The organism is Actinosynnema sp. NPDC020468 (assembly GCF_040642015.1).
In the GTDB taxonomy this organism is placed as follows: Bacteria; Actinomycetota; Actinomycetes; order Mycobacteriales; family Pseudonocardiaceae; genus Actinosynnema.
Genome location: NZ_JBFAEO010000002.1, coordinates 160,429 through 177,320, shown reverse-complemented (window position 1 = coordinate 177,320; position 16,892 = coordinate 160,429). Strand labels below are relative to the sequence as shown.

The following is a 16,892-nucleotide window of genomic DNA, read 5'->3' as shown; positions in this document are numbered from 1 at the left end:
GGGAGGCCCCCGACCTCGTACGGGGGTTGTCCCTACCCCTCGGTCAGGGGAGGGGCGGCGTCACCTCTGCCGGCGGGTGCTCGGCCAGGCCAGCGTCTGGATCGTCGTCCTCAGTGCCGTCGCCGTCTTCGCGTGGTCCGCCAGGAAGTTCGCCGACGCGATCACGTGGTTGCCGGTCAGGCGCTCCCAGATCAGGCCCTGCACCGGGACCGCGGTGATCGCCAGGTGGAACGGGTTCTCCGAGGGGCCGAAAGCGGATTCCAGCGCCTTCACCACGTCCGCGGTCGGGAGGGTGGCCGGGCGGATCGGGTGGGTGGCCGCGTAGGTCGCCGCCCGCGGGGCCAGGGCGACGATCGCGGCGCGCAGGGCCGGGCGGACGGACAGGGACGGGCCCGTCGGGTCCGCCGGGTTCGGGGTGACACCCCTGGTGTGGTCGAGGATGTCGGCCCACCACTCGAGCCACTCCTCCGCGGCTCTCGCGCGGTTCGCGTTCGGCGGGATGTGGACCGGTACGGGCGGGTCGAGGCCCGGGAGTTCCGGGACGGTGTCGACCGAGAGCGCCAGGGTGTCGCGGAGGAACAGCGCGGTGTTCAGGGCTTGGTTCGTGTCGTGGGATACCTGCCAGGACTCGCGGCCGGCGTGTCTCATGAGTTCATTGTGAGCTTTTTTCGGGGTGTTCGGGCATCAGGAGGGACACGACCTGGAGCACGTCCGCATACCTGGGCGGGGTGTCCGCGATGAGGCCCTGGAGCAGCAGCCCGTCGACGCCCGCCAGCAGCGCCCTGACCCGAGTGGTGTCGCCGAACGCCGCCAGCAGGGCGGTGAGCCACTGCCGGGCGGCCGGGCGGAGGGTCGGGTTCCGGGCCGCCTGGAGGTACAGCTCGTACCCGGCGAGGGTTCGGGATCGGTGTTCGGTCAGGGCCGAGACCAGGAAGCCCGCGATCGCCGCCGCGGTGGGCGGCAGGGCGCGGACCGCTTGGCGGACCTCGTCGGCGGACGTGGTCAGGGCGGCGGTCAGGAGGGCGTCGACCGACGGGAAGTAGTAGACGACCGACGACGCCGGCACGCCCGCCTCCAGCGCCACCGAGCGGTGCGAGACGCCGGTGACGCCGGAGCGCTCCACCACCGCCAGGGTCGCCGCCACGAGGGCCGCGCGCCGGGCCTCGCCGCGGGCCAGCCGGCCGTCACGCATGGGCGCCCAGCTCGATCGCCACCACCCCGGCCACCACGAGGACCAGGCCCAGCACGGTCGGCCAGTTGAGGGTTTCGCCGAACGCCACCACGCCGATCGCCGCGACGGCCGCGATGCCGAAGGCGCACCAGATGGCGTACGCGACGCCGATCGGCATGCCCAGCTTGAGCACGAACGCGAGCGCGGTGAACGCCACCAGGTAGCCGACCACCACCACGATCGACGGGACGAGCCGGCTGAAGCCGTCGGACACCTTCAGGGACACGGTGGCCGTCACCTCACCGATGATCGCCACCGCCAGCAGGACGTAAACCACCGCTAACCCCCCTGCACAACTTGAACAGATGTTCAACTAGTCTACCGGCGGTATGCGATCGACCACGTCCAAGTGGTTACCGGCCAGTAATCGGGCGTAGGCTGCCCAGCCAGGAGTACGGACGAGAAAGGCCACCACCACAATGGGAGCCCTCCAGCTCACCCTCGGCGCCCTCGGCGTCGCCGTCAGCGTGTACGCCTGGGGCCTGTTCGTCGCCGGTGTCGCGAGGATGATCCGGATCATCCGGCTCGGCCAGCCGGACGCCACCCGCAACGGGCCGTTCGTGCCGCGGCTGCGGACGTTGGTCGTGGAGTTCGTGGCGCACACCCGGATGGCCAAGTTCCGCAAGGTCGCGCCGTGGCACTGGATGGTGATGTGGGGCTTCCTCATCGGCTCCCTGGTGCTGTTCGAGGCCTACGGCGAGGTCTTCGACCCCGGCTTCCACTGGCCGGTCATCGGCACCTGGTCGGTGTGGGCGCTGCTGGTCGAACTCCTCGGTCTGGGCACGGTGGTCGGCGGCGTCGCGCTCGCGGTGATCCGCCAGCTCAACCACCCGCGCCGCGCCGACCGGCTGTCCCGCTTCGCGGGCTCGGACTTCAAGGCCGCGTACTTCGTGGAAGCGGTCGTGATCATCGAGGGGCTCGGCATCCTCGGGGTGAAGGCGTTCAAGCTCGCCTCCGGCCTCGAGGAGGCGCCGCTGTGGTCGTCGTTCGTCACGGAGCCGCTCAGCACGATCCTGCCGACGAACCCGGACTGGGTGTCGATCATGGCGATCGTCAAGCTGCTGTCCGCGATGGTGTGGCTGGTCGTGGTCGCCAAGAACCTCACCATGGGCGTGGCGTGGCACCGGTTCAGCGCGTTCTTCAACATCTACTTCAAGCGCGAGGCCGACGGCGGTGTCGCGCTCGGCGCGCTGAAGCCGATGATGAGCGGCGGCCGGGTGCTCGACCTGGAGGAGGCGGACCCGGACAAGGACGTCTTCGGCGTCGGCAAGGTCGAGGACTTCTCCTGGAAGGGCCTGCTGGACTTCAGCACCTGCACCGAGTGCGGCCGCTGCCAGTCCCAGTGCCCCGCGTGGAACACCGGCAAGCCCCTGTCCCCCAAGCTGGTGATCACCCAGCTGCGTGACCACGCCTACGCCAAGGCGCCGTACCTGCTCGCGGGCGGCAGCCGGGACATGGCGGGCGACGAGGTCGGGCTGGTCGAGGACAAGTACGAGGACTACAAGAAGCGCCTCGAGTCGATCGACGTGCTGGCGATGGCCGAGTCCGAGCGGCCGCTGATCGGCGGGCCGGACGAGCTGGGCGTGATCGACCCCGACGTGCTGTGGTCCTGCACCACGTGCGGCGCGTGCGTCGAGCAGTGCCCGGTCGACATCGAGCACGTCGACCACATCGTGGACATGCGGCGCTACCAGGTGCTGATCGAGTCGAACTTCCCGTCCGAGCTGGGCGGCATGTTCAAGAACCTGGAGAACAAGGGCAACCCCTGGGGCCAGAACGCCAAGGACCGGCTCGCCTGGGCCGAGGGCCTGGAGTTCGAGGTGCCGGTGTTCGACGGCGAACTCGGCGACGCGGAGTACCTGTTCTGGGTCGGCTGCGCCGGCGCGTTCGAGGACCGGGCGAAGAAGACCACCCGCGCGGTCGCCGAGCTGCTGCACACGGCGGACGTGAAGTTCACCGTGCTCGGGCCGGAGGAGACCTGCACGGGCGACCCGGCGCGGCGCGCGGGCAACGAGTTCCTCTTCCAGATGCTGGCCCAGCAGAACGTCGAGGTGCTGAACTCGGTGTTCGAGGGCCGCGAGGCCGGTCGGCGCAAGATCGTGGTGACCTGCGCGCACTGCTTCAACACGCTGGCCAACGAGTACCCGCAGGTCGGCGGCACCTACGAGGTCGTGCACCACACCCAGCTGCTCAACCGGCTGGTGCGCGAGCGGCGGCTGGTGCCGGTGGCCGAGGTCGCCGAGGACGTGACCTACCACGACCCGTGCTACCTGGGCCGGCACAACAAGGTCTACGAGGCGCCGCGCGAGCTGGTCGGCGCGTCCGGCGCGAACCTCCGCGAGATGCCGCGGCACGCGGACCGCTCGATGTGCTGCGGCGCGGGCGGCGCGCGGATGTGGATGGAGGAGCGGATCGGCAAGCGCATCAACGTCGACCGGGTGGACGAGGCGCTCGGCACCGCCCCGTCGAAGATCGCGACCGGCTGCCCGTTCTGCCGGGTGATGCTGACCGACGGCGTGACGGCGCGGCAGAACGAGGGCAAGGCCGGCGCGCACGTCGAGGTGGTCGACGTGGCGCAGCTGCTGCTGACGGCGGTGAAGCGCGGTCAGGAGCAGGCGGCCGCGGACGCCGTGGCGGCCGAGTAGGCGCCCGTTCCCGGCGAAGGCCCCGGTCCACTGTGGACCGGGGCCTTCGTCACAACCGGCCGGTGAAGGCGAAGTGGAACACCAGGCCGAAGCCGCCCATGATCAGACCGCCCCACAGCGCCGGCCACAGGCCCTGGACGTGGAACGGCAGTCCCAGCACGCCGGCCAGCCACCCGGTGACCCAGAACGTGACCGTCATGATCACCACGTCCACCACGTCGAGCAGGCAGCCGAGAACCGGCGACTCGTTGCGGTCGCTCAGGGCCATGAGCGGGATCTTGGGCAGGAAGTTCACCAGCATCAGCAGGATCGCGACCACGAGCAGCGTGCCGATCCGGCCGGGCGTCGACGTGTCGCCGAAGTCCACGCCGGGCAGTGCCGTGGTCACCCACAGGGCGAGCGCGGTCAGGACCACCTGCGCCAGGAACAGGATCATGCTCGAACGTTAGGGCGTGGCGCCGGTTCCGGGACCGCGCGACGGCGGATTCGGTGCGGGGTTCAGTCGCCGTCGAACACCCGGTCCGCGACGATGCTCAGCACCCAGCCGACGAACGCGACGATGATCGCGCCCCAGAACGCCGGCCAGAAGCCCGTGACCACGAACGGCAGGCCCAACTTGTCGGCCAGGTAACCGGTGAGCCAGAACATCAGGCCGTTCACCACCAGGCCGATCAGGCCGAGCGTGACGATGTAGAACACGCAGCCGAAGAACTTGACCACGGGTTTGACCACCGCGTTGACCAGTCCGAACAGCAGCGCGACACCCAGCAGGGTGCCGATCTTGGCCACCGGCGACGCGTCACCGAGGTCGATACCCGGCACGACGGTGGAAACCCACACCGCCACCGCCGTCAGCAGCACTTGCAGCAAGATGCCCATGCCGAAGGCTAACTCCGCGAGTGGGCCGGACGGGTGAGGCGAGGCCTGCGCGCCACCCGTCCGGCTCACACCGTCGCAGCCGTCAGCTCGCGGCCAACGGCTTGACGACCACGTTGTTGCCGCCGGTCGGCCCGTTCTCCCAGTCCGCCGCCGCTTCGAACCGCACGTCACCGGTCAGCGCCACGTCGGCCCGAGCGGTGATCGTGAACGACTCGCAGGCGCCCGACGGGGTGTCCGACTGGTAGAAGCTCGACAGCGACACCGTCCGCCCGTCGACCCACGTGGGCCGACTCCCGGTCGCCGACACCACCGTGACGCCCTGCGGGAACTCGACCCGTCCCCACAGGACCGTCGGCACGTTGCCGGTGTCGCAGAGCTGAACGGTCGCCTGGAACTCCGCGCCGACGGCGACCGACGCGGGCAGCGACACGTCGCCGACCCCGGTGTCGATCACCGCGTTCTTCAGCCCGATGCCGAGCGGACCGGCCGAACCGCCCACCGGCAGGGTGATCGGCGCGCTCTGCCCCGTGGCCGGGTCCACGACCGAGTCGCCGCCGCCGACCGTGAAGCCGTAGCGGTTCGACGAGACGTAGGTGCCCAGGCGGTAGTCGTCCGCCCGCAGGTCGCCGAAGCGGTAGTGGCCCTGGGCGTCGGAGTTCGTGGCGTAGAGGCTCGACCGGGATCCGGTCAGCCGCATCGAGAATCCCTCGACGGGCGGCTCACCCGGCTGCCGCACGCCGTCCACGTTCTCGTCCAGCCACACCGAACCGGTGATCTCCCCGCCCCGGTACCCGAAGCCGACGTCGGTCCTGCGGTTCGGCCTCACGGTCACCACGACGGTGTCCGGCGACGTGGTCGCCAACCCGTCCGGCTTCGCCGCCGCCACCCGGTAGCGGCCGGCGGGCAGGTCGGACACGTCGGCCGGTCCGCCGTTCACCGTCGTCGTGGTCCGCGTCGCGCCCGTGACGACGTTCTTCAGCGTGATGTCCACCGGGGTGTGACCGGGTTCGCCCGCGTCCGGGACACCGTCGGAGTCGTGGTCGAAGAACGTGGTCACCCGGAGCGCCCCCGCGCCCGGAGCGGCCTCCGCGGTCGCCGTGCCGGCGAGCGCCAGGGCCACCAGGGCAGCACTCATCACCATGCGTTTCATTACAGTTCCCCCCTGTAAGTGACGTACACCCGGAAGACGCCCACCGCGGACCGGGGTTGCGCCGGGGTGTGCGCGGGTTCGCGCGGGCCTACGGTTCACGCATGGCCTCGGACGAAAAGGGTTCCGGCGGCGAGAGCACGGTCACCGTGCTGCTCGCGCTCGGGGTGAACCTGGCGATCGCGATCATGAAGGCCGTCGCGGGGGTGATCACCGGCTCGGCGGCGATGATGTCGGAGGCCGCGCACTCGGTCGCGGACACCTTCACCGAGGCGCTGCTGCTGACCGCGTTGCGCCGGTCCGAGCGCCCCGCCGACCGCCGCCACCCGTTCGGGTACGGCAAGGAGCGGTACTTCTGGTCGCTGCTGGCGGCCGTGTCGATCTTCGTGTCGGGCGCGGTGTTCGCGTTCTACGAGGGTTTCCGGACCGTGTTCGGCGAGGCGGAGGAGCAGACGTCGCCCCTCGTCGGCTACATCGTGCTGGCGATCGCGTTCGTGCTGGAGGGCGTGTCGTGGTCGCAGGCGGTGCGCCAGGTGCGGCGGCAGTCGCGCGAGGAGGGGCGCTCGGTGTGGGCGTTCCTGCGGGTGTCGGACGACCCGACGGTGAAGACGGTGTTCCTGGAGGACTCGGCGGCGCTGGTCGGCCTGCTGCTCGCGTTCGGCGGGTTGGGGTTGCACCAGCTGACCGGGTCGTCGGTGTGGGACGGCGTGGCGTCGTTGGCGATCGGGGTGCTGCTGGCGTTCGCGGCGTACACGCTCGCGTCGACCAACCGGGGGTTGCTGATCGGTCGCCAGGCCGACCCGAAGCTGGTCCGCGGCACGTGGGCGTACCTGCGCGACGAGGTGCCCGAGGTGGAGCAGGTCGTGGACCTGCTGACGATGGCCGTCGGCACGGACCGGGTGCTGCTGTGCGCGCGCCTGGACTTCGACGACTCGCTGGGCGCGGCGGACCTGGAACGCGCGTGCGTGCGCATCGACGGCGAACTGCGCGAACGTTTCCCGGACCTGGACGAGGTGTTCCTGGAGCCCGTGCCGCGGACGGACCCGGAGCTGAGGTCGCGCGTGCTGGCCCGGTACGGCGACCTGAAGCTCTAGCGCTTGGTCGGGCTGCGGTGGAAGTTGAGGTACGCGCGACTGGGCGTCGGCCCGCGCTGCCCCTGGTACCGCGACCCGGCCTGCGACGACCCGTACGGGAACTCGGCCTCGCTGCTGAGCCGGAACAGGCACAGCTGCCCGATCTTCATGCCGGGCCACAGGGTGATGGGCAGGTTCGCGACGTTGGAGAGTTCCAGCGTGATGTGCCCGGAGAACCCGGGGTCGATGAACCCGGCGGTCGAGTGCGTGAGCAGCCCGAGCCGACCGAGCGAGGACTTGCCCTCGAGCCGGCCCGCGAGGTCGTTGGGCAGCGTGACCAGCTCGAACGTCGACCCCAGGACGAACTCGCCGGGGTGCAGCACGAACGGCTCGTCGTCCTCGCTCTCGACCGCGCTCGTCAGGTCGTCCTGCTGCACCGACGGGTCGATGTGGGTGTAGCGGGTGTTGTTGAAGACGCGGAAGAACCGGTCGAGCCGGACGTCGATGCTCGACGGTTGCACCATGACGTCGTCGAACGGATCGAGCACCAGTCGCCCGGAGTCGACTTCCTTGCGCAGGTCGCGGTCGCTCAACAACACGGTGCCCACCCTATGTCCCCGCCGAACCCACCACGCGGCGGGCCTGTGTATGATCGGTCGGGCACGAGCAAGCGGGTGTAGTTCATTGGTAGAACGACAGCTTCCCAAGCTGTAGAGGCGGGTTCGATTCCCGTCACCCGCTCGGAACGACGAAGCCCAGGTCAGAGTCGGTGCAACCGGCAGACCTGGGCTTCGTCGTGATCGGGCTCTGACCCCGTCGTGCTGTTGGCGTGCTGTTAACCGATAGGCGCAAGCACCCCTGACGGGCCGTCATCGTCTCCCCCTTCCGGGACCAACCCGGCGAACCTCTCGGGCATCACCCGGGCGAGCATCCGCATGGCCTCGCGCTCCTCCTCGGTGAAGCTCCGCCACGCGGCCAGGCTCTCCTCCTCGGTCATCCGACCACCACGTTCCCGGGCGATCAACGAATCCAGGCCCGTCGCCAGCTCACGGCCGGCCTCGGACGTCGCGTGCTGGTAGATCAAGGCGGCCCGAGGGCTGTCATGCCCCATCCGCGCCATCAGGTCCCTGGTGCTGACCTTGGTCCGCGCGGCCAGCGTGTTGCCCGTGTGCCGGAGGTCGTGGAACCGCAGACCCGGAACACCGATCGCGGCCACCGCCTTCTTCCAGCCGGTGCGGGGGTTGAAATCACCGCGCCGAAGCGGATTCCCCCGCTGTCCCGTGAACACCCAGGCATCAGGGGCCGAGCCGGTGAATTCTTCGAGGTGGGCGAGCAGCACTTACCGGATCGACTCCGGAATCGTCACCGTCCTAAGACCGGCGCGCGACTTGGGCGGACCGTGGACCAGGCCGCGACCGGGCAGCTCTACGAATGCCCCGGAGACCCGGACCGAACTCGCGTCCGGCGCGACGTCCATCCGCCGCAGAGCGGTGATCTCACCCCACCGAAGCGTGGCGAACGCCGCCAGGAGTACGAAGGCGCGATAACGCCTGTCCGCCATCCGCGCCGCCAGGTCGAACACCTGCGCCACGGTCAGCACCGGCCGTTCCTCGGGGTTCTCGGTGCCGGCACCACGCACCTGACACGGGTTGCGCGGGATGATCCGATCTTCGTTGGCGGCGGTCGTCAGCACAGCCCTCAGGAGGCGGTACGCCTTGGCCGTCATCGAGTTCGAGACGCCCGCGGCTAGCAGGTCCGACCGCCACCGCCTGATCATCGGCGTGCTGAGCTTGCCGAGTTGGACCTCACCCAGGTGCGGAGTGACGTACTTGGCCAACAGCCAGCCGTACAGGTGGACCGTGCGGGGACGCAGATTGGGCCGCTCCACGATCCAACGCTCCGCGTATTCCTGCACGGAGACCTTGCCCAGTTCCGGATCGGTCCAATCGTTGCGCATGATCGCACCTTCGACCTCGACCAACCATCGATCACATTCACGCTCGGTCGCAAATGTCTCAGACGCAAGGTGCCGACCCCCGTTCGGGCCGAGATAACTCGCCTGAAATCGACCGGAGGGCAATTTCCGCACCCAGCCGAACCTGCGCCTCTTCCCGCGCGCCATCAGGCAGCCCTCCTCAGATCGCGACGGACAGAGGCCGCGGTGATCGGCTCGACCCGGCCCGATTCGACGTAAGCCTCCAGGTCCGCTCGCTTGAACCGCACGTAGCGGCCCACCTTGTAGAACCTGACACGCCGATCGGCGACCAGGCGGCGAATGAAACGCACCGTGGTGCTGAGGTAGTCGGCAGCCTCAGTCACCGAGTAGTGCTCGCGAGCAGTCATGCTGCGTCCTCCTCTACGTGCTTGCGTTGTCGTTGTGCGCGGAGCCGTTCGGCGACGGCCGAGGCGAGTTCGCGTTCGGCATCGTTGGCGTAGCCGGACCCGGCGTAGGTCCAGTCGTTGACGATGAGCACCTGGTCCTCGTGCAGGCCGAGGCGTTCGAGCGTTTCGGCGGCGCGGTAGGCGCGTCGGTCGTCGCGGATGCGTTTGAACGTGGTCGAGTAGTGCTTGGACTTGGTGAGGAAGTGGCCGCGGAAGGCGAGCATGTGCGCCCATTTCCGCAGGTTCAGGTCCTGGTAGAAGGGGTGTTCGCCGAGGTCCCACGCGGTTTGGATCATGGCCCGGTGGTGTGCGGAGACCCTGAGGTGGTCGAGGTCGAGTTGGGACCGGACAGGGCGGTCGGGGGTGTCTCGGGCGCCGGTGCCCTTGGTGGCGTACTTGGCGACATAGGCCGCCAACCTGGCGTCACTGAGACCGCCCGCGTCGTCCTCCAGCTCGACGGAGGCGCGGATCGGGCGGACGTCGACCTGATCGCCCCACCTGAGGTCGAGCACGGTTCCGTCCGGGCGCGGGACCTCCACCAGCACCCTGCGGGCAGCGGCACGGACGGCCTGGTCCACGAGTTCGGCGGTCGCCCAGGCCGGTGACGGGTCGTGCGGGCCGTCTGCTCCGTCGATCCGGACCACGGCGTGGAAGTGGACCAGGCCGCGCCGCTGGTACTCGGCGACCTTCGCGTAGGACAGGCGCGCGACGTGCTGAAAGGACCGAACAGTGAGGCCGGCGGACCGGGCCAAAGCGCGGCGCAACGCGATGGTGAACCGGTGCCACAGCTTCCCGGCATGGGCCTGCCACAGCACCGCGCCCTCGTAGTCGTACTCCCCCACCGGACCGCCGATGCGGGGGTCGTCGGCGTGGTGGAACTCGCCGCACCCGGTGCACGGGCGAGGCTTGCCGCCCCTGGTCTTGGGCCGGTTGTGGACGGTGCCGAACGACGGCGCGGTCAGCGTCACGAACAACCGCGGCTTCTCGGCGACCGATTCCGGCACGCCCTTGGAACCACCGGACAGACCGGCACGCATCAGGTGGAACGCATCGGCCGCGTACCGGTCAGAACAGGTCTGGCACACCGACGCACGCCGATTCCCGCACGGCACCATCACGTCCCCACCCAGGTGGGCGAGGACGTCGGGACGGTCCCGGCCTTGGACCTGCCAGGCACCGGACAGCCGGATCGGAGCGGAACACCCGCCGATCGCGGTGACCTTGTCCCGCCATTCCCGGTAGTCGGTGCGACGGACCCGGTCGGCTATCCGGTCTTGCAGCGTGAGGACCATCGATCCTCCCTTCGTTAAGCGGTGTTGAGCTGCGAGGCGAGGGCTTCGGCGTAGGACTGGGGCACGTTCACGACGTCTCGGACGTCGGCTGGAGTCAGGGACCGGCCCTCACGACGGGCCTGTGCCGCGCGGTTCTCCAGCGACGTCCGCAGTGGGGCCGGCAACCGCAGTGACGGCGAGGGCCGAGCAGGCTCCGGAGGCTCGACCCGGTCCCGTGCCGCCACGCAGCGGTGTTGCACGATCGGCAGGACTTCGGCGCGTGGAGCTGGTGCGATTCGGCGAGCCGGTCACGGAGCCTGCGCACCGCCCGCGTCTCGGTCACGACGCTTGTCGGCCGGGCGGCGCGTGCAGGAGTTGACGCTCACGCCCAGTGAGGCCGCCGACGACACCGGCCGCGCGGTACCGGTTGTTGCCGGCTCCCCGGGCTTCCCAGTCGAGTTGATCGGCACGGCACGTGTGGAGCACTGGGCACGCGGCGCAGATCTCCGCCGCTTCCTGTTCCTTGCTGTAGGAGAAGAACAGGCGCGGGTCGGTGTCCTTGCACGCCGCTTGGTCGCGCCACTCCGGCGGCTCGCCCAGCCCGCCGAACAACGCGATCATCAGCGTGCGGTGACCTTCGTGCTGCGGTTGGAGGCCGTTCACGCCGCCACCGCCGTTCCGGCCTGCACGAACGCCACCAGTTCGGCGAGGTCCCGATCACTGGTGTACGCCGCGCGCACCCGTCGCGGGGTGCGGGACCGTCCGTCGACCCGGTACCCGACCCCGGCCGTCGACTCGTCGGCGGCGATCTCGTCCGCGATCGCGCCACGTTCCCGCGCCCCGTCGCCGAGCACCATGTCCGGGTGCCGCTCCGAGGTCACCCGCAGGCACACCCGGTGCGGCAACAGATCCCGGATCGGCACCACGTCTTTCGACGGTTCCTGCACGTACACGTCCAGCACGTCGTTGGTGGCACGGCCCATGCTGGAGATCACCGCGCACGCGTTGGCGATCTCGTGCGCGAACTCCGAGTTGTACGCCATCAGGTAGCCGACTTCGTCCAGGATCAGCCAGTCCACCGGGTGCTCGACCGACACCGGAACGCCACGCACTCCCTTGCGCTGCAACCGCTTCTGCTTGCGCTCCATTGTGGACACGAACTTCGCGATCAGCTCCGCGCAGTCCTCCGGCGAATCGGCGTACCGACCGTGCAGGATCGGCTTCAACGCCACGAACTCCAGCAACTTCGGGTCGCACACCCACGGCCGCACCAGGCCGTCCCGGATCATCGGCGCGACCGCCCGCAACTTGGCCATCACCACCGAGTTCTTGCCGGACCCGGTCGCGCCCGCGGTGAGGTGGTGCGTGCCGATCAACGGCTCCCGCCACTCCCCGCCCAGTTCGTTCTCGCCCAGGCACAACGACTTCAGGTCCACCGCGGCGGACGACTCCGGCATCAGCGGCGCGGGGATGACGAGGCCGAACGGTTCGTCACGCTGGACGATCAGCACCACCTCACCCGGCCGCCCTTGCTCGACGGCGACCCGTTCGGCCTTGAGCGTCGCGGTCAGCTCCGGCAGCGCCGACGTGAACGCCCGCAACGCCTGCCCCGGCACCAGCCGCACCCGCACCGTGTCGATCGACGCCGACCACGACCGGACCTTCAGCACGCGCGGGACCAGCACCTCACCGGTCTTGTGGTGGACCGTGGTCAGCCCGCACGACCCCATCAACCCGACCCACCGCCGACCCGAGTACGCGCCCACCCACCTGCGCCGCCAAGCACGCACCACCGGCGCGGCCCAGGTGTCGAACGTGTCCGGGTGGCCCCGGTACCAAGCCCCGGCACCGACCACCAGGCCGCCGACGACACCCCCGGTGACCTCCGGCCCCAACCCCACCACCGCCCCGCCCACGAGGCCAGGGCCGACGGCCGCGCCGGGGTGGCGGACCAGCCACCGCACCACGCGGAATTCCCACCCGGCCGTGCGGCGGGACCTGCCGGAAGGCAGTTTCGACATGACGTCCTCCAGTGATCCGGGCACGGCAACGGCCGACCACCCGCGACAGGTGACCGGCCGTTGCCGTGAAACGTGGCTACGTGCGTGGACCGCCCCGCCGTCGACGCGCGGGCGCCAACTGCGACCGGGAGTAGGACAGCGAGGTCCGCAGCACCGCGACCGACCGCACGAACGCGTTGTGCCCGCCCCGGAACCCCTCCCGCCGGTACGGAATGCCGACCGTGGCCTGCCGGAGAAAACGCATCGCCCGGTCCAGGCTCTCCAACGCCGTGTTCATTTCCTGCGACACGCTCACACCCTCCATTCCCGATTCTTCAACTCGGCCTCGTACCGCATGGCCTGATCCTTGAGTTCGGTCAGCCGTGCCTTGACCGTGTCGATCAGCTTCCTCAAGTCCTCCGGCGGCGTGACCCGCCAGGAACCGGGAGGAGCCGGGTTGTCCTTCATCTTCGCGACCATCTTCTCCAGCGGCGCGAATTGTTCGCTGACGAACTCGATCGCGTTGACGAGGTTCGCGAACTTCTCCTCAGCCCGCTTGTTCGTCACCGGCGGACCCCTTCAACCGGGCTGACGACTGCAACGCCTGCCACTGCTCGTACAGGTCCCACCCGGCCTCGCTGACCCACACGGAGACCACCGGCGCGAAGATCGCACCCTGCCGCATCCTGGTGCGACTGGCACCAGTCCGAGCGAATCCCGCGTGCAGCAACCGCAGCACCACCGATGCCTCCAGTCCTCCGACTGGCCGCATCCGCGCTTCTCCGATCTGCCGATAAGGCCGACCGGAAGCGACGGTCAGCACGTATCCGTTGACCGAACACGCCTGCCCGAGAACGTCGAGCACCAGTCGCATCTCGGCGGGGTCGCCAGGTCGGTCCATCGCGTACGCCAAGCTCTTTTGCATTGCCACTCCCCACATGGTTGACGTGAGGCGCACAGAGTTGTGCGCCCCGTTTTCTGGCATGGCTCTACCCACTGTGGAATTGACAAGGAACGAACAGCCGCGAAGAACGGCTTACGAATCAGTCACTCAGGCCGCAGCGCGCACCGGACGTACCGCCGGCTTCAACCCGGCTGCCTTGAACCACAATCCGGCCGAGGCGATCTTGCGCGGGTCCACGCGGTCGGGAATCTCGTAGGTGTTGACCACGGCGTCGATCAGCTCGACGTACATCCCTTCCTCGAACCCTTCGCCGGGGTCACCGGGCAGGTTCACCCGAATCTCCTCGCCCTTCCCCGCGCGACGCCCCTCCACCGGCAACGGCTTGGCGAACAACGTGACGACGTACTGGACGTCCCCCGACAGCCGATCCACGACCGGCGACACCGACCCGTCGTCGGCCTCCCGCATCTTCATGACCGGTGCTTCCGTGACCATCAACCGATAGCCGCCGAGCATCACCGGCAAGTCCTGCAACGCCACCCGCTCCACCTCCACCCGATCCTCGCTTACCTCACCAGCATAGCTAGTAAAGCTGACAGAGACGGTAGTCCGTTCGGGTGACTTTCAGCTGAGCTAGCTTTGCCGCTACAGTCGGCGCATGGCCCTAGACGCGGCGGACCCCAGACCGGCGTACCAGCAGATCGCGGACGACCTGCGCCGTTTCATCGCCTCCGACGAGGCTGAGATCGGCGACAAGCTCCCGTCCCTCGCCGAGCTGCAAACCAAGTACAACCGCGCCGTGATGACGTTGCAGAAGGCGCTGGACCTGCTGCGCAACGAGGGCCTGGTGCTGTCCCGCCAGGGCGAGGGCACGATCATCGTCCGGAAGCCGGAATCCCGTGCGGAGACCGAAGTCCCGTCCCCGCACGAGATCCGACAGTTGTTCGACCGCGTCAACGAGGCCCTGGACGACCTCAGCCGGCGCGTCGCCGCGGTCGAGGCCGAGGTGTTCCGCTCGACGTCAGACGGTCCTCCAGCCGCTGAAGACGACCGGTGAGATCGTCCAACCGCTCGACCAAGTCCTGAGACCTGGCGTGCAACTCGCGCCAGTCCTCAGCCGTCCACTCGTTGTCCCCGGCCACCCGCACGCCCCCTCTGGTCGTCGGCTCAGACTCGTTGCGCGTGAGCCAAGTCCTCCGGTTCCTGCTCAAGCCGTGAGTTGACGGCCGGCAGCCAGACGATGCGTGCGGACACGTCGTCGTCCGCGGCGGTGAACACGCGCAGCGCGCTCTCCGCGTCCTGGACCCGCATCCGGAGCCCGCCGTCGACGGCGACGACCTCCGCGTGACCCGGGAACGCCATGCCCCAGGCGGCGAACCACCCGTTGAGCCGGTCGCCGTACTCCTGCACCACGGCGAAGAGCCGAGGCGCGAAGTCCACCACCATCCCGTTCAGGATCTCGGCGAACTCCTCCTCACCGCACAGCGGTTCGAGGGTTGTGGTGTCGTGATGGGTAGTCGATTCCATACGACGAGCATCAACCCAAATAACCGCACGTCACAGTGTCACCGACCGGACGTCGGGGTGACGTGGTGACATGAGCGCGTCACCCCGGCGTCACCTGTGTTGCGTGCACGCCACTGACACACTGGAGGGGTAGACGGGAATCGGGAGGTACCGCCGTGAGCAGCGACGTTCCGAGCTGGGCGCGCCGGATCAGGGTGCTGCGCGAGGCCCGCGGCTGGTCGCAGTCCGAGGCCGCGGAGCAGATGCGCCGACACACGCAGGACGTGTTGCCGGACCCCGACCACCTGGTGCGTCGGTGGAAGGCTTGGGAGCGCGGCGAGAACAAGCCGAGCCCGCACTACGCCCCGATCATCGCCGCGACCCTGCACACCGTGACCACGGCCCTGTTCCCCCCGGTCACCCGCTCGGAGTCGGGCCTGGAAATCGTGGACGCCACCGGCATGGACACGATGGAGATCATCTCCCGGTTGCAGTCGTCGTCGGTGAACGAGGCGACCTTGCAGGCCCTGCGCATCACCGTGGACCGCCTGTGCTCCGAATACGCCCACAGCCGCCCTGACGAGCTGCTGATCGAGGGGCGCCGGTGGCTGCGCCGCATCGTGGAGATGCAGGAACAGCGGTTGAGCTTCACCCAACGCCGCGACACCCTCGAACTGGCCGGTTGGCTCGCGTTGTTGGTGGGCTGCCTGGAGTACGACCTGGGCGATCGCCGAGCCGCGGAGGCCACCCGCCAGGCCGCCCTGAACCTGGGCCATGAGGTGGGCAGCCCCGGAATCCTGGGCTGGGCCTACGAGATGAAGGCGTGGTTCGCCCTGACCTCCGGCGACTACCGAGGCGTGATCGCCGCCGCCGGAGCCGGCCAATCCGCCTCCGGCAGCCATTCGGTGGGCGTCCAGCTCATCGCCCAGGAGGCGAAGGCGTGGGCACGCATGGGCCGTGAGCCCGAAATGGAAGACGCCCTGGAACGCGGCCGGGTACTGCTGGACTCGATGCCCTACCCGGAGAACATCGACAACCACTTCGTGGTCGACCCGCTGAAGTTCGACTTCTACGCCATGGACTGCTACCGCCACGTAGGCAACGACCGCCTGGCCTCAACCCTGGCCGACGAGGTGATCCGAGGAGCCACCGACTTCAACGGCTTCGAACGAGCCCCCATGCGCATAGCCGAAGCCCGCGTAACCCTCGGCGTGGCCGCAGCCCGCGACGGAGACCTGGAAGCAGCAGTCGCCTACGGCCGCCAAACCCTGGACAGCGAACGCAAATCCCTGCCCTCCCTCGCGATGGTCTCCCAGGACCTGGCCACCGTCCTGACCCAACGCTACCCAGGCGAACCCGAAGCCGAGGACTACCTGGACCGCCTCCATGAAATCCGCCGCACCCGCTGACCCGACGCCGATAGCCCAGGTGTTCAGAGTTTCTTTTCTTCTTCAAGGCGGCCCCCTCCGGGGGCCGCTGGCCGCTCGTGTCTATTCAGGCTGTTGCGGCCAGGCTCCTGCGGTGTTGTCGGTCGCGCCAACGCGGGCCTGGCGGCCCACGGGCGCGACCTGCGAGGCACCGAAGCCTGCCCGCAACAGCCCGAGGCCACGGCCAGCGGGCCTCGCCGAGCAAACACGTTGTCGAACCAATTCACTTGTGCTGAGGAATTACCTTCGGTGGTGAGGTTTGAACGATTGTCTATGTGTAGTCGTGATCAGGTTGGCCATGGCGCTCGAATAACGCACCCGCAGGCAGCACAAAGCACTAAAGACATCGGCCTGCCCACAGCCTTGTCATCACGCGACTTTAGTGCGGCAACGTATAGCAGGGCTGAAACGAAGCGAAGGACAAAAA

General features: G+C 69.0%; 22 protein-coding genes and 1 tRNA gene. 5 read left to right on the top strand and 18 right to left on the bottom strand.

Features of this window, described 5'->3' with window-relative positions; translation table 11 throughout:
• Nucleotides 1–60: 60 nt before the first annotated feature.
• From AB0G50_RS03000 to AB0G50_RS02990, 3 genes are read right to left on the bottom strand one after another with little or no spacing between them, the layout of a single operon-like run.
• A complete protein-coding gene (locus tag AB0G50_RS03000) occupies nucleotides 61–648 on the bottom strand; it encodes a hypothetical protein (RefSeq protein WP_360101592.1) in 588 nt (195 codons plus the stop codon).
• 4 nt (nucleotides 649–652) lie between these two features.
• Nucleotides 653–1,192, bottom strand: coding sequence for a TetR family transcriptional regulator (locus AB0G50_RS02995; protein WP_360101590.1), 540 nt, complete (start codon nucleotides 1,190–1,192; stop codon nucleotides 653–655).
• Nucleotides 1,185–1,508 (bottom strand): SMR family transporter, encoded by a 324-nt coding sequence (locus AB0G50_RS02990; RefSeq protein ID WP_360101588.1) that lies wholly within the window; start codon nucleotides 1,506–1,508, stop codon nucleotides 1,185–1,187. The genes AB0G50_RS02995 and AB0G50_RS02990 overlap by 8 nt, the downstream gene beginning before the upstream one ends.
• A gap of 142 nt (nucleotides 1,509–1,650) precedes the next feature.
• On the opposite strand from AB0G50_RS02990, the gene AB0G50_RS02985 reads away from it, so the two are divergent.
• Nucleotides 1,651–3,876 carry a (Fe-S)-binding protein gene (locus tag AB0G50_RS02985; RefSeq protein ID WP_360101586.1) on the top strand — a complete coding sequence of 742 codons (2,226 nt, stop codon included), beginning with the start codon at nucleotides 1,651–1,653 and terminating at the stop codon, nucleotides 3,874–3,876.
• A 49-nt stretch (nucleotides 3,877–3,925) separates the two neighbouring features.
• Here the strand turns inward: AB0G50_RS02985 and AB0G50_RS02980 are convergent, their stop codons facing one another.
• The 3 genes from AB0G50_RS02980 to AB0G50_RS02970 form a co-directional block, all read right to left on the bottom strand.
• Nucleotides 3,926–4,312 carry a phage holin family protein gene (locus AB0G50_RS02980; protein ID WP_360101584.1) on the bottom strand — a complete coding sequence of 129 codons (387 nt, stop codon included), beginning with the start codon at nucleotides 4,310–4,312 and terminating at the stop codon, nucleotides 3,926–3,928.
• A 62-nt stretch (nucleotides 4,313–4,374) separates the two neighbouring features.
• Nucleotides 4,375–4,755, bottom strand: coding sequence for a phage holin family protein (locus tag AB0G50_RS02975; protein ID WP_360101582.1), 381 nt, complete (start codon nucleotides 4,753–4,755; stop codon nucleotides 4,375–4,377).
• Nucleotides 4,756–4,837: 82 nt separating this feature from the next.
• Nucleotides 4,838–5,905 carry an SdrD B-like domain-containing protein gene (locus AB0G50_RS02970; protein WP_360101580.1) on the bottom strand — a complete coding sequence of 356 codons (1,068 nt, stop codon included), beginning with the start codon at nucleotides 5,903–5,905 and terminating at the stop codon, nucleotides 4,838–4,840.
• Nucleotides 5,906–6,006: 101 nt separating this feature from the next.
• On the opposite strand from AB0G50_RS02970, the gene AB0G50_RS02965 reads away from it, so the two are divergent.
• Nucleotides 6,007–6,996 (top strand): cation diffusion facilitator family transporter, encoded by a 990-nt coding sequence (locus tag AB0G50_RS02965; protein ID WP_360101578.1) that lies wholly within the window; start codon nucleotides 6,007–6,009, stop codon nucleotides 6,994–6,996.
• Here the strand turns inward: AB0G50_RS02965 and dcd are convergent.
• Nucleotides 6,993–7,574, bottom strand: a complete 582-nt coding sequence (dcd, locus tag AB0G50_RS02960; RefSeq protein ID WP_360101842.1) for a dCTP deaminase — start codon at nucleotides 7,572–7,574, stop codon at nucleotides 6,993–6,995. The two genes, AB0G50_RS02965 and dcd, sit on opposite strands and share 4 nt — an antisense overlap.
• Before the next feature lie 71 nt (nucleotides 7,575–7,645).
• On the opposite strand from dcd, the gene AB0G50_RS02955 reads away from it, so the two are divergent.
• Nucleotides 7,646–7,716, top strand: a tRNA-Gly gene (locus AB0G50_RS02955).
• A gap of 94 nt (nucleotides 7,717–7,810) precedes the next feature.
• Here the strand turns inward: AB0G50_RS02955 and AB0G50_RS02950 are convergent.
• From AB0G50_RS02950 to AB0G50_RS02905, 10 genes are all read right to left on the bottom strand, one after another.
• Nucleotides 7,811–8,314 carry a tyrosine-type recombinase/integrase gene (locus tag AB0G50_RS02950; protein WP_360101576.1) on the bottom strand — a complete coding sequence of 168 codons (504 nt, stop codon included), beginning with the start codon at nucleotides 8,312–8,314 and terminating at the stop codon, nucleotides 7,811–7,813.
• A complete protein-coding gene (locus AB0G50_RS02945; RefSeq protein WP_360101574.1) occupies nucleotides 8,315–8,956 on the bottom strand; it encodes a hypothetical protein in 642 nt (213 codons plus the stop codon).
• A gap of 140 nt (nucleotides 8,957–9,096) precedes the next feature.
• Nucleotides 9,097–9,318 carry an excisionase family DNA-binding protein gene (locus tag AB0G50_RS02940; RefSeq protein WP_360101572.1) on the bottom strand — a complete coding sequence of 74 codons (222 nt, stop codon included), beginning with the start codon at nucleotides 9,316–9,318 and terminating at the stop codon, nucleotides 9,097–9,099.
• Entirely contained in the window at nucleotides 9,315–10,649 is a 1,335-nt protein-coding gene (locus tag AB0G50_RS02935) for a replication initiator (protein ID WP_360101570.1), read from the bottom strand. The genes AB0G50_RS02940 and AB0G50_RS02935 overlap by 4 nt, the downstream gene beginning before the upstream one ends.
• A gap of 318 nt (nucleotides 10,650–10,967) precedes the next feature.
• Nucleotides 10,968–11,291: a WhiB family transcriptional regulator gene (locus tag AB0G50_RS02930; RefSeq protein ID WP_360101568.1), complete on the bottom strand. Its 324-nt coding sequence runs from the start codon at nucleotides 11,289–11,291 to the stop codon at nucleotides 10,968–10,970.
• Nucleotides 11,288–12,649 carry an FtsK/SpoIIIE domain-containing protein gene (locus AB0G50_RS02925; RefSeq protein ID WP_360101566.1) on the bottom strand — a complete coding sequence of 454 codons (1,362 nt, stop codon included), beginning with the start codon at nucleotides 12,647–12,649 and terminating at the stop codon, nucleotides 11,288–11,290. Before AB0G50_RS02925 ends, AB0G50_RS02930 begins: the two co-directional genes overlap by 4 nt.
• Before the next feature lie 76 nt (nucleotides 12,650–12,725).
• Complete coding sequence (locus AB0G50_RS02920) at nucleotides 12,726–12,938, bottom strand: hypothetical protein (RefSeq protein WP_360101564.1); 213 nt, start codon at nucleotides 12,936–12,938, stop codon at nucleotides 12,726–12,728.
• A gap of 2 nt (nucleotides 12,939–12,940) precedes the next feature.
• Entirely contained in the window at nucleotides 12,941–13,195 is a 255-nt protein-coding gene (locus tag AB0G50_RS02915) for a hypothetical protein (RefSeq protein ID WP_360101562.1), read from the bottom strand.
• Entirely contained in the window at nucleotides 13,176–13,493 is a 318-nt protein-coding gene (locus AB0G50_RS02910) for a hypothetical protein (RefSeq protein ID WP_360101560.1), read from the bottom strand. Before AB0G50_RS02910 ends, AB0G50_RS02915 begins: the two co-directional genes overlap by 20 nt.
• A gap of 186 nt (nucleotides 13,494–13,679) precedes the next feature.
• Nucleotides 13,680–14,072: a hypothetical protein gene (locus AB0G50_RS02905; protein ID WP_360101558.1), complete on the bottom strand. Its 393-nt coding sequence runs from the start codon at nucleotides 14,070–14,072 to the stop codon at nucleotides 13,680–13,682.
• Nucleotides 14,073–14,190: 118 nt separating this feature from the next.
• Here AB0G50_RS02905 and AB0G50_RS02900 point away from each other — a divergent pair, with 118 nt between their 5' ends.
• A complete protein-coding gene (locus AB0G50_RS02900; protein WP_360101556.1) occupies nucleotides 14,191–14,589 on the top strand; it encodes a GntR family transcriptional regulator in 399 nt (132 codons plus the stop codon).
• Between the two features lie 110 nt (nucleotides 14,590–14,699).
• Here AB0G50_RS02900 and AB0G50_RS02895 read toward each other — a convergent pair whose 3' ends face one another.
• Nucleotides 14,700–15,059: a hypothetical protein gene (locus AB0G50_RS02895; RefSeq protein WP_360101554.1), complete on the bottom strand. Its 360-nt coding sequence runs from the start codon at nucleotides 15,057–15,059 to the stop codon at nucleotides 14,700–14,702.
• Nucleotides 15,060–15,214: 155 nt separating this feature from the next.
• Here AB0G50_RS02895 and AB0G50_RS02890 point away from each other — a divergent pair, with 155 nt between their 5' ends.
• On the top strand, nucleotides 15,215–16,447 hold the full coding sequence (locus AB0G50_RS02890; RefSeq protein ID WP_360101552.1) for a helix-turn-helix transcriptional regulator: 1,233 nt from the start codon (nucleotides 15,215–15,217) through the stop codon (nucleotides 16,445–16,447).
• Nucleotides 16,448–16,892 lie beyond the last annotated feature (445 nt).